This window comes from Georgenia sp. SUBG003, assembly GCF_000715355.2.
Classification (GTDB): domain Bacteria; phylum Actinomycetota; class Actinomycetes; order Actinomycetales; family Actinomycetaceae; genus Georgenia.
Genome location: NZ_CP180204.1, coordinates 3,093,170 through 3,106,399 on the forward strand (window position 1 = coordinate 3,093,170; position 13,230 = coordinate 3,106,399).

The following is a 13,230-nucleotide window of genomic DNA, read 5'->3' on the forward strand; positions in this document are numbered from 1 at the left end:
CCGAGTATGCGGTCGTCACCCGAAGGTGGGTGCGCGACCCGCACGGACGGAGACCGTCATGGAAATTGAAGGTTGGACCCAGACCCTCGGGGCAGGGGCGCTCCTGGGCATCGCCGCAGGTGCCATCGCACTCATCCTCGTGCTGGTCATCGTCTTCAAGGTGCACGCGTTCCTCACGCTCGTGCTCGTCTCGCTGCTCACCGCGTTCGCCACCGGCATCCCGGCCGGCCAGATCGTCAACGTGCTCGTCTCGAGCTTCGGCACCACGCTGGGCAGCGTCGCACTCCTGATCGGCCTGGGCGCGATGCTCGGCAAGATGGTCGAGCACAGCGGCGGGGCGAGGGTGCTCGCCGAGAAGATGGTCAGCGTGTTCGGGGAGAGACGCGCCCCCTTCGGCCTCGGCCTCGCCTCCCTGATCATGGGCTTCCCGATCTTCTTCGACGCCGGCCTCGTGGTCATGCTGCCGATCATCTTCGCCGTCGCCCGCCGCCTCGGGAACAACGTGCTCCTGTACGGCATCCCGGCCGCCACGGCGTTCTCCGTCATGCACGTCTTCGTGCCCCCGCACCCGGGACCGGTGGCCGCCACGGAGCTGTACGGCGCGAACCTCGGCCTCGTGCTGCTCGTCGGTGTGCTCCTCGCGTTCCCCCTCTGGTACGTCACCGGTTATCGCTGGGGCCTCTACGTCGGACGGCGCTACGTCTTCCCCGTGCCGGCCCTGTTCGGTCCCGTGGACGACGACATCCAGGAGAACCCGCCGAGCGTGAGCACGGTCATCGCGATCCTCCTGCTCCCCCTGCTGCTGATCTTCATGAACACCGGCCTGGACTTCCTCAACGGCGCCGGGGTCGTCTCCGAGGACGAGACGTGGTTCCAGGTGCTCTCGGCCATCGGCTCCGCGCCGGTCGCGCTGCTGATCTCCGTGCTGGTGGCCACGTACGTGCTGGGCAACCGCCGCGGCGAGCACGGGACCGCTCTCGAGAAGGTCCTGGACTCGGCCCTGGGGCCCGTCTGCTCCGTCATCCTCATCACCGGCGCCGGTGGCATGTTCGGCGGGGTGCTGCGCACCTCCGGCATCGGCGACGCGCTGTCCGACTCGCTCGCGGACATCGGCCTGCCGGTCATCGTGGCGGCCTACGTCATCGCCCTCATCCTGCGCGTGGCCCAGGGCTCGGCCACCGTGGCATTGGTCACCGCGGCCGGGCTCATGGCGCCGGCCGTCGCCGCCGCCGACTTCAGCGTCCTGCAGATCGTCGCCGTCACCCTGGCCACGGCCGCCGGCTCCGTGTTCGCCAGCCACGTCAACGACTCCGGGTTCTGGCTGGTCGGCCGGCTGATGGGCATGGACGTCAAGACCACGCTCAAGACGTGGACCGTGCAGCAGTCGCTGCAGTCAGTGGGCGGTTTCCTGCTCTGCCTCCTGATCTTCTGGATCGGGTGACCCCGGCGCTGGGGTGACCGTCCGATCCTCGTCGGACGCCCGGTCATCGGCGGCCTCGTCGTCGGACGCCCGGTCATCGGCGGCCTCGTCGTCGGACGCCCGGTCGTCGGGCGTCGCGGCGTCGGACGCTCGGTCGTCGGGTGGCTCGCCCTCGGATGCCCGGTCGTCAGGCATCGCGCCGCCACGCCGTGCCGGGTCGCCGAGCTCCAGCCACACCTCGGCCACCACCGCCCGCGAGGCGGCCTCCGCCGCCTCCGCCTGCCCCTCGACCACCGCGCGTGCGACCGCCTCGTGGTCGTCCAGGGAGTGCGGCGCGGGCCAGGCGGGCGTGAGTCCGACGCGCGTGCGGCCGATGAGCACCTCGGCGATGGTCCGCTGCAGCCCGAGGAACATCTCGTTCCCGCTCAGGCGGATCAGCAGGGTGTGAAAGTCGACGTCGGCCCGTAGGTACTCGTCCGTGTCGCCACGGCCCTGCTCGCCGAGCTCGCGCAGCCGCTCGGCCAGCCGGACGAGCTCGGCTCCCTGTCCTCCGCCGCGGGCCTGCGCGGCTAGCCGCGCCGCCGTCGGCTCCACGGCGTGACGCAGCTGGGTGAGGCTGCGCAGCTGCGCGTCTCTGCCCGGGCCCGCCAGGCGCCAGCCGATGACCCGCGGGTCGAGCACCGACCAGGAGCCCACGTCCTGCACGACGACGCCGACCCGCCGCTTGGACACGACGAGGCCGAACGACTCCAGCACCCGGACCGCCTCGCGCACGACCGTCCGCGAGACGCCGAAGCGCTGCTCGAGCCGGGCGAGCGTGAGTACCGCGCCCGCGGGGTGGACGCCGCCAGCGATCTCGCGACCCAGCCGGTCGAGCAGGTCGGTGTGCAGCACCGGTGCCGCCATGCCGCCTCCGTGCGGATTGGTAAAGATGTGATCTTTCTGTAAGGGTACCGGACGGTCCCCGCGCCATGGCAAAGAGAGCCGCGCGGGCGGCGCACGACTATCGATGGAGACTTTCATGGAAGATTGGACTCAAACCCTGGGAGCCGGACCGCTCCTGGGTATCGCCGCGGGTGCGATCGCGCTGATCCTGGTCCTGGTCATCAGGTTCAAGCTGCACGCGTTCCTCACGCTCATCCTGGTCAGCCTGCTCACGGCGTTCGCCACCGGCATCCCCGCCAACGCCATCGTCGACACGATGGTGTCGAGCTTCGGCGGCACCCTCGGGTCCGTCGCACTGCTGGTGGGACTGGGAGCCATGCTGGGCAAGCTCGTCGAGCACAGCGGCGGCGCGATGGTTCTCGCCAACAAGCTCGTCGACGTGTTCGGCGAGCGGAGGGCCCCGTTCGCGCTCGGCATCGCCTCCCTCATCATGGGCTTCCCGATCTTCTTCGACGCCGGCCTCGTGGTCATGCTGCCGATCATCTTCGCCGTCGCCCGCCGCCTCGGGAACAACGTGCTGCTGTTCGGCATCCCGGCGGCCGCCGCCTTCTCGGTCATGCACGTCTTCGTGCCCCCGCACCCCGGCCCGGTCACCGCGACCGAGCTCTACGGAGCCAACCTCGGCCTCGTGCTGCTCGTCGGCCTCGTCATGGCCTTCCCGCTCTGGTACGTCTCCGGCTACATCTGGGGTCTGCGCGTCGGCAAGAAGTACGTCCTGCCGATCCCCGCGCTCTTCGGCACCATCGACGAGGACCAGCCCAGGGACCTGCCCAAGGTCGGGACGGTCATCGGCATGCTCCTGCTGCCGCTGCTCCTGATCTTCATGAACACCGGCCTGGACTTCCTCCGCTCCCTGGGGGTCGTCTCCGCCGACGCCACCTGGTTCCAGGTGCTCTCCGCCCTCGGCGAGTCGCCCGTCGCGCTGCTGATCTCGGTGCTGGTCGCCACGTTCGTGCTCGGAACCCGGCGCGGCGAGCACGGGACCGCCCTGGAGAAGATCCTCGACTCCTCGCTCGGCCCGATCTGCTCGGTCGTCCTCATCACCGGCGCCGGCGGCATGTTCGGCGGTGTGCTGCGAGCCTCCGGCATCGGCGACGCGCTCGCCGAGACCCTCGACGGCATCGGCCTGCCGGTCATCGTCGCGGCCTACGTCATCGCCGTCGTGATGCGCGTGGCGCAGGGTTCCGCGACGGTCGCGCTGGTCACCGCCGCCGGCCTCATGGCCCCGGCCGTCGCCGCCGGCAACTACGGCGCCATGGACGTGGCCGCCATCACGCTCGCGACCGCGGCGGGCTCGGTCTTCGCCGGGCACGTCAACGACTCGGGCTTCTGGCTCGTGGGTCGCCTCATGGGCATGGACGTCAAGACCACCCTGAAGACCTGGACCGTCCAGCAGACCATCGAGTCCGTGCTGGGCTTCGTCCTGGCGCTGGCGGTCTTCGCGATCTTCTAGGCGCTCTCACAGTTCCGCCCCTCCTGCGCTGCGGGACCACGAACACGGGGACGGTCACCGGCAACAGCCCGGCGGCCGTCCCCGTTGCCGTTCCCCGCCGCTGGACCCCGTCCACCGCGTCGCTCCACCCCGCGCGGAGCACCGTCACCACCCACCGCGGGCGCCGTCGCACTGCGTGCTCCACCCGGCGGAAGCACGTCGCCACCCACCGCTGGCGCCGTCGCCGGGTGCGCACGGAACGCAATGCGCAGTTGGCGCGGACGAGCACAGTGGGCACTAAGAGGCGCAGTCGGCGGGGACGGACCCGGCGACGGAGTGCGCGGACGGCGCGAACGGGCGCAGTCGGCGGCGGGACGGAGCCGGCGACGAGGTGCGCGGACGGCGCGAACGGACGCAGTGGGCTTCGTGGCGCGCGAGGCCGGGAGCCGGGCCCGGGGGCATGGGCGCGGCCGGCACAGCGGCGGGCGCAGTGGGCACAGCGGACAAGGATTGCCAAAGGTGTGACCTTTGTGCGAGCCTGTGGCGCGAGGCACGAACGAGCCAGGAACGACGTCACGGACGACGGAGCCCAGGAGGCACCGCCGCCCCGGTCCCACAGCCGGACCCCGCGTCCGCGCCCGGCCCGCCGGAGCCCGACCACACCCCCGGATCGGCAAGGAAGTCACGATGGTCAACTCCCTCTTCGACATCACCGGCAAGCTGGCGTTCGTCACCGGCTCCTCCCGCGGGCTGGGCAACGCCCTCGCCGTCGGCCTCGCGCAGGCGGGCGCCAAGGTCCTGCTCCACGGCAGGGACGCCGACGCGCTGGCGAAGGCCCAGGAGCACATCACCGCCATCACTGGCACCGAGACGCCGGCGGTCTCCTTCGACGTCACCGACCAGGCCGCCGTCCGCGAGGGTGTGGCCGCGCTGGTCGCCGAGCACGGCGTGCCGGACGTCCTCGTCAACAACGCCGGCATCCAGCGCCGGGCGCCGTTCAATGACTTCGACGCGGCCGACTGGGACGACATCGTCGCCGCGAACCTCTCCAGCGCGTTCTACGTCTCGCAGCAGGTCACTCGCGGCATGGCCGAGCGCGGCTCCGGCAAGGTGATCAACATCGGCTCGGTGCAGTCCATGCTCGCCCGCCAGACCATCGCGCCGTACTCCGCCACCAAGGGCGGCGTCGTCATGCTCACCAAGGGGATGGCGGCCGACCTCGCCCGCTTCAACATCCAGGTCAACGCCATCTCCCCCGGCTACTTCGCCACCGAGATGAACCGGGCCCTCGTCGAGGACGAGGCGTTCAACAGCTGGGTGATCAACCGGACCCCGGCCCAGCGCTGGGGGAAGTTCGAGGAGCTCGTCGGCACGCTGGTCTACCTCGCGTCGGACGCCTCGAGCTTCGTCTCGGGCCAGAACATCTTCGTCGACGGCGGAATGACCTCCGTCGTCTGAGCCGACGCCGGAGCCGCCGGTCGCGCGCCCCGGCCCGCCGTCGTCCCAGCACTCCCCCAAGACCGAACGTCACGAAGGAAGCGACATGAGAGCGATCGTCATCCACGGCAAGCAGGACCTCCGGGAGGAGGAGGTCCCCACGCCCGAGCCCGGCGAGGGGGAGGTGCGCCTGCGCATGGCCTTCGGCGGCATCTGCGGCTCCGACCTGCACTACTACTACGAGGGCGCCAACGGCGCGTTCGTTGTCCGGGAGCCGCTCGTCCCCGGTCACGAGGTCTCCGGCACCGTCGACCTCGACCCCTCCGGCGAGCTCGCCCCCGGCACCCCGGTCACCGTGCACCCCGCCACTTTCGGCACCCCGGAGCCCGGGCTGGAGGACCACCGCCACCTGTGGCCGAACGGCGCCTACCTCGGCAGCGCCTCCACCTGGCCGCACACCCAGGGCGGGATGAGCGAGTACCTCATCGTCACCAAGGACATGCTCCGCGTCCTGCCGCAGAGCCTGCCGCTGCGCCGCGCGGCGCTGGCCGAGCCCCTCGCCGTCGGCCTCCACGGCATCAACCTGGCCGGCGGCGTCGAGAGCAGGACGGTCCTCGTCTCCGGCTCCGGCCCCATCGGGCTGCTCACCGCCGCCGGCGCGCTCGCGAAGGGCGCCGCGCAGGTCGTCGCCACGGACGTCCTGCCCGGGCCGCTCGAGCGGGCCCGTGCGCTCGGCGTGCACCGCACGATCCAGGTCACGGAGGAGGAGATCCCCGAGTCCGCGTTCGACGTCGTCCTCGAGTGCTCCGGCGCCCCGGCCGCCATCAACGCGGCGATCGTGGCGGCGCGCCGCGCCGGCACCTACGTCCAGGTGGGCATGGTCCCCAACGAGCCGAAGGGCATCAACCTCGCCCCGCTGATCTCCAAGGAGGTGACCATGCACGGGTCCTTCCGCTTCAACGACGAGATCGACGAGGCCGTGGCCCTGCTCGACGCCACGCCCGGCATCGAGGACGTCATCACCCACGAGCTGCCCGCGGACCAGGCCCTGGACGCGTTCGCCGCCGCGAAGGACTCCCAGTCCTCCGGCAAGGTCGTCGTCTCGCTCTGGCAGGAAGCATGAGAATCGTCATCACCGACTGCGACCACGCGTCGGTCGACATCGAGCAGGCCGTGGCCGACGAGGCGGGCGCCGAGCTGGTGCTCGCCCAGGGCACCGCGCCCGCGAGTGATCGCCAACGCCCGGGACGCGGACGCGCTCGTCGTCCAGTACGCCCAGATCACCGCCGAGGTGATGGACGCCCTGCCGAACCTGAGGCCGTCGGGCGCTACGGCGTCGGTGTCGACACCGTCGACGTCGAGGCAGCCACCGCCCGCGGCATCGCGGTGTGCAACGTGCCGGACTACGGCACCGAGGCGGTCTCCGACCACGCCATCGCCCTCGCCCTCGCCGTCGGCCGCGGTCTCGTGGCGCTGGACCGCGGCACGCGCGCCGGCCGGCCGAACCTGGCGGAGGTGGGCCCGATGTACCAGGTCCACGGCCGCACGTTCGGTGTCCTCGGCTTCGGCGCCATCGGACGGGCGACCGCCCGCAAGGCGGCCGGCGTCGGCTTCGAGGTGGTCGTCAGCGACACCACGCTCGAGCCGGGCACGCTGACCGGGGAGGGCTACGAGGTCGTCTCCCTGGAGGACCTGCTGCGCCGCTCCCAGACGCTCTCCGTCCACGTCCCGCTCCTCCCGGCGACCCATCACCTCCTGGACGCCGCACGGCTCGCGCTGCTGCCGGAGCACGCGGTCGTCGTCAACACCTCCCGCGGCGGCGTCGTCGACACCGATGCACTCGTCGACGCCCTGCGGTCCGGGCACCTGCTGGGGGCGGGCCTCGACGTCTTCGAGACCGAGCCGCTGCCTGCCGATCACCCGCTCACGCAGTTCGACCGGGTCGTCCTCACCCCGCACGCGGGCTTCTACACCGAGGAGTCCTACGCGGAGCTCAAGCGGCGCACCGTCCAGAACGTGGTGGACGTCGTCGCCGGACGGCGGCCGCGCAACATCCTCAACCCGTCCGTCCTCGAGGGCGCCGGTGAGCCACGGCTCGACGGGGCGCCCCGGGCGGCGCCCGCCTGCCGGAGGTGCTCTGCATCGGGGAGACCATGGCGATGGTGACCTCGACGGACGCCGGCCCGGTCGCGACGGCGGAGACCTTCACCATCTCCGCGGGCGGGGCCGAGTCGAACCTCGCGCAGTACCTTGCCGAGCTCGGCGTTCCGACGGCGTGGATCTCCGCGCTCGGCGCCGACCCGCTCGGCGACCGGGTGCTCGCGGCGATCTCGGCGTCCGGCGTCGACACCCGGTGGGTCGCGCGCGACCCGGGCGCGAACACGGCGGTGTACGTGAAGGACCCCGGCGCGAGGGTCTACTACTACCGCCGCGGCTCCGCGGCCTCTCGGCTCGGCCCGATGCACGTCTCGGGCTGGCCGGTCGCGACCGCCCGGTGGGTGCACGTCTCCGGGATCACCCCGGCCCTGTCGGAGACCTGCCGCGCGCTGGTCCCGACCGTGGTGGACGCGGCCCGGGTGGCCGGCGCCGGAGTGTCCTTCGACGTCAACTACCGGCCCGCGCTGTGGCCGGCGGCGGAGGCGGCCGAGACGCTCAGGCCGCTCGCCGACGGCGCGGACGTCGTCCTCGTGGGCCGGGACGAGGCGGAGGTGCTGTGGGGCACGCCCACCGCCGAGGACATCGCCGCGCTCTTCCCGAACGCCGGTCGGGTGGTGGTCAAGGACGGGTCCGTCGAGGCCGTCGAGTTCGACCGCACGCGCGGCGGCGAGGTCGTCACCCGGGTGCCCGCGCGGCGAGCAGCGAACGCCGGTCGACCAGGAGCGGGAGCCACCAGCGCCCCTCCGCCGGGGACACCGAGACGGGGCCGATCCGGGCGGCGAGGGAGACCAGCAGGACCGCCGCGGCCAGTCCCGCGAGTACCGCCAGCCACCCTGGTGCCAGCACGAACCCGCCCGACGTCGGCGGCACCGACGCCCTCGCCAGGTCGGCCCCCGTCCGGCCGGCCACGGACAGCACGATCGCGGTGGTCATCACCACGGTCAGCGCGGCGAGGTAGAGGTCGGTGAGGAGGTCCGAGACACCGCCCCGCGACCTCAGCAGCGCACGGTGCCGCGTCCAGCGGCGCAGCGCCCGTCCGCTCGGCGCCGTCACAGCGCCGCGATGGCGGCCGCACCCGCCGCCGTGCCGACCGTGCGGACTGCCGACTCCCCGAGCAGGACCACGGAGGTCGCCGCGCCGGCGACCACCGCCGGGTCGTGGGTGGCGAGGAGGACGGCTCCGCCCGCCTCACGCTCCTCGACCAGCCTTCGGGTGAGGTGGTCGCGCATGCCTGCGTCCAGGCGCTGCTCCGGCTCGTCCAGCACCAGGAGGGACCGCGGTCGCGCGAACGCGGCGGCCAGGAGCAGGCGGCGGCGCTGGCCGGACGACAGGGCGGTGGGCAGCGCGTCGGCACGTCCGAGCAGGCCGAACTCCTCGAGCAGCTCGTCGGCCACGTCGGCCGGATCCTGCACGCCGTGCCCGTGGCACGTGAGCAGCAGGTGCTCGCGGACGGTGAGCGCGGGGAAGAACGCGTCGTCGCCCAGGTCACGGGCGACCGCGGCGCGCACCTCCACCGCCCCCTCGTCAGCGGGACCGCCGAGGAGCTCGACGCTCCCGCCGAGCGGCTCGAGCTGACCGGTGACGGTGCGCAGCAGGGTCGACTTCCCCGTGCCGTTGGCGCCGACGACCGCGACGGCCTCGCCGGGGCGCACCGTCAGGTCGACAGGCGGGCAGACCGGCAGGCCGTACCCCACCAGGAGCGCCCGCGTCCGCACGAGCGGTTCCGCCGAGCTCGCGAGAGGTGGAACGTCGACCGCCGGCGCCGTGGCGATCCTGCCGTGCCCCTGTCTCACGTTCGCTCCAGGTAGGCGGCGGCGTCCTCGTCGACCGACTCGGCGACCAGCTGCGCGAGCCCCGGTTCGGAAGCCAGCTCCGGGTCGCGCGCGACGAGCTCCCGCGCGGCCGCACGCGCGGCGTCGATCACGTCGGCGTCCTGCAGCACGCGCAGCAGCTGCAGGGAGCTGGACCGGCCGGACTGGGAGGCACCGAGCACGTCTCCCTCCCGCCGGAGCCTCAGGTCGGTCTCCGCGAGCTCGAACCCGTCGGTGGTGGCTGCGAACGCGGTGAGCCGTTCGAAGGTGGCGGACTCCGGGTGCGCGCCCGTCACGGCGAGGCACACGCCCGGCTTCGTGCCGCGCCCCACCCGCCCGCGCAGCTGGTGGAGCTGGGACAGGCCGAACCGGTCGGCGTCGAGGATGACCATGATCGTGGCGTCCGGGACGTCGACGCCCACCTCGATGACGGTCGTGGAGACGAGAACCGGGGTCCGGCCGGCGGCGAAGTCGGCCATGGCGGCGTCCTTGGCCTCCGCCGGCAGCTGGCCGTGCATCTCGCCGACCGCGACGCCGACCAGCGCCGGCATCTGGCGCAGCAGGGCGGCGACCTCCTCGACGGAGGCGAGCGGCGCGCGCGCCTCCCCCGCCTCGTCGAGCGCGAAGAGCTCGGCGGAGACGTCGTCGGCGAAGCCGTCCTCCGTGGCGCCGGCGCCCGCGCCGTTCTCCCCGGCGGTGATCCGGGGGCACACGACGTAGGCGCGGCCGCCGGCGTCCACCTCCTCGCGGACCCGTTCCCACGTGCGCTCGACCCAGCGGGGCCTGTCTGCGGGGACGAGGGTGGTCCCCACCCCGGCGCGCCCCGCCGGCAGCTCGCGCAGGGTCGAGGTCTCGAGATCCCCGAAGCTCGTCATGGCGACGGTCCGCGGGATCGGCGTCGCCGTCATGACGAGCAGGTGCGGTGTGGTGCGGCCCTTGGCGCGAAGGGCGTCGCGCTGCTCGACGCCGAAGCGGTGCTGCTCGTCGACCACGACGAGCCCGAGGGCGGGGATCTGCACGACCTCGCTGAGGAGGGCGTGAGTGCCGATGACGATCCCCGCCTCCCCCGACGCCGCGGCGGCGAGCGCCCTGCGGCGGGCCGCCGCGCCCATGGAGCCCGTCAGGAGGACCACGCGGGTGCCCTCGTCGGCGCCGCCGAGCATCCCCGCCTCGGCGAGCGGGCCGAGCATGCCGGTGATCGAACGGTGGTGCTGCTGCGCGAGCACCTCCGTGGGTGCCAGCAGCGCGGCCTGCCCTCCGCCGTCGACCACCTGGAGCATCGCCCGCAGCGCGACGACGGTCTTGCCGGAGCCGACCTCGCCCTGGAGCAGCCTCATCATGGGGACGGGGGCGGCGATCTCGGCCTCGAGCACGGCGGCGACCTCCTGCTGCCCCGCGGTGAGGTCGAAGGGCAGGCGGGCGTCGAACGCGTCGCGGATGCCGCCCTCGCGCGGCGCGAACGCCGTGGCGGCGTCGGACAGGGTCGCGGCACGGCGCCGGGCGAGCGCCGTCTGGAGGACGAACGCCTCCTCGTGGCGGAAGCGACGCCGGGCGCGCTGCCACTCCTCCGGCGTGTGCGGCGCGTGGAGGCCACGGAGGGCTGCCATGACGTCAGGCAGCCCGTGCTCACGGCGGTATGCCTCGGGGAGGGCCTCCGGCACGTCGTCGGAGGTGAGTGTGCGCAGGACCGTCCCGACCGCCTTCTCGATCTGCCAGCTGGCGATGCTCGCGCCGGCCGGGTAGATCGGGATCGGCCAGTCCACCTTCTGCACGGCCGCGAACTCGTCGTCGAGGTCGGTGAAGGTCTCGTAGTCGGGATGGGTGAGCTGGCGGTCGCCGCGGTAGGCGCCGACGGTTCCGCTGAACATGCCGGTCGCTCCGCGGTGGAGCCGCCGCTGGTGGTGCTCCAGCGTGCGGGAGTGCCGGCCGAAGAAGGTGAGCACCAGCTCGTCGGTGCCGTCGGTGATCCGGACGTTGAGGATGGCACCCTGCTTGCCGCGCATCGGACGCAGGTCGGACGTGGCGACCGCGGCGATGACCGTGACGTGGTCCCCCACGCGCAGCTGGCGCAGGGGCGTGAGCTTGCCCCGGTCGCCGTAGCGGCGGGGGTAGTGCCGCAGCAGGTCGCCGACCGTCCGCAGCCCGAGCTTGCCCAGCGCCCTGCCCGTCCTGGTGCCGAGCTCCTTCTCCAGGGAGCGCCCCAGACGGCCGCCCGCCTCGCCGAGGAAGGCGGGGTCGTGACTCTTGCGCGCGATCGGCTGGCTCACTCGACCCCCAGGAGCAGTGCGGGGGACGGCTGCCCCCCGTCGACGACGACGACCTCGAGCGCCGGGTCGAGCGCGGCAGCCGCCGCACGCACCTCTGCCGCGGCGTCCTGCCCGGCCTCCGCCCCCACCAGGGCGGTCAGCAGCTCGTCGCCGGGCCGCACCAGGGACGCCAGGGCGTCGCGGACGGCCCTGTCACCGGTTCGGGCCAGGGCCCGGGAACGCATCCGGGCGACGGCACGGTCCGTACGCCGGCGCGCCCCGTCGAGGCCGTCGAGGCCGACGAGGACGGCGTCCGCCGCGTCTTCCGCTGCGACCGGCTCGGTGTCGGCTGCGCGCACCGGGGCGGCCGCCGCCTCGGTCTCTCCCGCCGTCGTCGCGCCCGTGGTGTCGCAGCCGGCGGTCGTGCCCCCGGTCGACCCCCACGACGCGGCCGAGGCGGCCGCCTGGGGACGGGTCGACGACGACGGGACGGTCTGGGTCCGCGAGGCCGCCGGCGAGCGGTCTGTGGGGCAGTACACGGGGGCCGACACCGAGGAGGCGCTCGGCTTCTACGTCCGCCGCTTCCTCGACCTCCAGGCGCAGGTGGCGCTGTTCGAGGCACGGCTTCCGCAGCTCCCGGCCAAGGAGATCGACCAGACCCTCGCCACCCTCACCGAGTCCCTCGACGCGCCGGCCGCAGTCGGCGACATCGACGGCCTGCGCCAGCGTCTCGAGCGGCTCCGCGAGGTCGCGGGCGAGCGACGCAAGCAGGCTGCCGCGGAGCGCGAGGCGGCCAAGGCGCAGGCCGTCGCGGAGCGCACGGCGATCGTGGAGAAGGCCGAGCAGATCGCGGAGCAGGACCCGGCGCGCACGCAGTGGAAGCAGTCGGGGCAGCGACTGCGTGACCTGCTCGACGAGTGGAAGAATGCCCAGCGCAACGGTCCGCGCCTCGACCGTGCAACCGAGGACAAGCTGTGGAAGCGGTTCTCGCACGCCCGCACGGCGTTCGACCGTCACCGCCGCCAGTACTTCTCCGATCTCGACGCCGCCCAGAACACCGTCAAGGAGGCCAAGGAGAAGCTCATCGCGCGCGCCGAGGAGCTGTCCACCTCGACCGACTGGGGCCGCACCGCCGCCGCGTACCGGCAGCTCATGGACGAGTGGAAGGCGTCCGGCCGGGCCTCCCGCAAGGACGACGACGCGCTGTGGGCCCGGTTCCGGGCGGCGCAGCAGAGCTTCTTCGACGCCCGCAGCGCGCAGAACGCCGAGATCGACGCCGAGTACGGCGAGAACCTCAAGGTGAAGCTCGTGCTCCTCGAGCAGGCGGAGGCCCTGCTGCCGGTGACGGACGCGCGCGCGGCCCGGGCCGCGCTCCGCCCGATCCAGGACCAGTGGGACGAGGCCGGCAAGGTCCCGCGCGCGGAGGTCCAGCGGGTCGAGGGCCGCATGCGCGCCGTCGAGCAGGCCGTTCGCGACGCCGAGCAGGCGGAGTGGGAGCGGTCGAACCCGGAGACCCGGGCCCGCGCGGAGGGCGCGGCCGCGCAGCTGCACTCGGCCATCGAGCAGCTCCCGCCCGCGCCCGGCGAGCCCGACCACCTCGGCGCGCAGCTCCGCCGTCGTCCGGCCCAGGACCGGGACGACGACGGCCGGGACGCCGGCGCCGATCGTGACGTCCTTCACCCGTACGGTGCGCACCGTTCTGCTCCCCCATGCCCTTGCTTCCTCTCGTCCGGTCGGGGCGTGCGCCCTCCCGGGGAGGCTAGGACCGAGCCGGCCCGTGCC

The 13,230-nt window shown here is 73.3% G+C and carries 9 protein-coding genes and 3 pseudogenes; 7 read left to right on the forward strand and 5 right to left on the reverse strand.

Annotated features, from left to right (window positions below; translation table 11 throughout):
- Nucleotides 1-64 precede the first annotated feature (64 nt).
- Complete coding sequence (locus tag DA06_RS15985; protein ID WP_043501872.1) at nt 65-1,441, forward strand: GntP family permease; 1,377 nt, start codon at nt 65-67, stop codon at nt 1,439-1,441.
- On the opposite strand, the gene DA06_RS15990 is transcribed toward DA06_RS15985, so the two are convergent.
- Complete coding sequence (locus DA06_RS15990) at nt 1,394-2,443, reverse strand: FadR/GntR family transcriptional regulator (RefSeq protein ID WP_418605454.1); 1,050 nt, start codon at nt 2,441-2,443, stop codon at nt 1,394-1,396. The two genes, DA06_RS15985 and DA06_RS15990, sit on opposite strands and share 48 nt — an antisense overlap.
- Between DA06_RS15990 and DA06_RS15995 the strand changes: the two genes are divergently transcribed.
- The 5 genes and pseudogenes from DA06_RS15995 to DA06_RS16015 form a co-directional block, all read left to right on the forward strand.
- A complete protein-coding gene (locus tag DA06_RS15995; protein WP_043501866.1) occupies nt 2,442-3,818 on the forward strand; it encodes a GntP family permease in 1,377 nt (458 codons plus the stop codon). The genes DA06_RS15990 and DA06_RS15995 overlap by 2 nt on opposite strands.
- Before the next feature lie 666 nt (nt 3,819-4,484).
- A complete protein-coding gene (locus DA06_RS16000) occupies nt 4,485-5,255 on the forward strand; it encodes an SDR family oxidoreductase (protein ID WP_043501867.1) in 771 nt (256 codons plus the stop codon).
- An 85-nt stretch (nt 5,256-5,340) separates the two neighbouring features.
- Nucleotides 5,341-6,357: an L-idonate 5-dehydrogenase gene (locus DA06_RS16005; RefSeq protein ID WP_043501870.1), complete on the forward strand. Its 1,017-nt coding sequence runs from the start codon at nt 5,341-5,343 to the stop codon at nt 6,355-6,357.
- The gene (locus DA06_RS16010; RefSeq protein ID WP_418605456.1) at nt 6,354-7,400 is read left to right on the forward strand and encodes a C-terminal binding protein; all 1,047 of its coding nucleotides are present in this window, start codon (nt 6,354-6,356) and stop codon (nt 7,398-7,400) included. The genes DA06_RS16005 and DA06_RS16010 overlap by 4 nt, the downstream gene beginning before the upstream one ends.
- Nucleotides 7,394-8,008, forward strand: a pseudogene (locus DA06_RS16015) (sugar kinase); the annotation flags it as partial. The gene DA06_RS16010 and the pseudogene DA06_RS16015, both read left to right, overlap by 7 nt.
- Nucleotides 8,009-8,066: 58 nt before the next feature.
- Here the strand turns inward: DA06_RS16015 and DA06_RS16020 are convergent.
- The 4 genes and pseudogenes from DA06_RS16020 to DA06_RS16035 all read right to left on the reverse strand — a co-directional run bounded on the left by DA06_RS16020 (nt 8,067) and on the right by DA06_RS16035 (nt 11,807).
- Nucleotides 8,067-8,324, reverse strand: coding sequence for a DUF6297 family protein (locus tag DA06_RS16020; protein WP_418608048.1), 258 nt, complete (start codon nt 8,322-8,324; stop codon nt 8,067-8,069).
- A gap of 116 nt (nt 8,325-8,440) precedes the next feature.
- Nucleotides 8,441-9,049 (reverse strand): annotated as a pseudogene (locus DA06_RS16025) (ABC transporter ATP-binding protein); the annotation flags it as partial.
- A 131-nt stretch (nt 9,050-9,180) separates the two neighbouring features.
- Entirely contained in the window at nt 9,181-11,469 is a 2,289-nt protein-coding gene (locus DA06_RS16030) for an ATP-dependent DNA helicase RecG (RefSeq protein WP_418605457.1), read from the reverse strand.
- Entirely contained in the window at nt 11,466-11,807 is a 342-nt protein-coding gene (locus tag DA06_RS16035) for a hypothetical protein (protein WP_418605458.1), read from the reverse strand. Before DA06_RS16035 ends, DA06_RS16030 begins: the two co-directional genes overlap by 4 nt.
- 244 nt (nt 11,808-12,051) lie before the next feature.
- Here DA06_RS16035 and DA06_RS16040 point away from each other — a divergent pair.
- A pseudogene (locus tag DA06_RS16040) lies at nt 12,052-12,807 on the forward strand (DUF349 domain-containing protein); the annotation flags it as partial.
- Nucleotides 12,808-13,230: the final 423 nt, after the last annotated feature.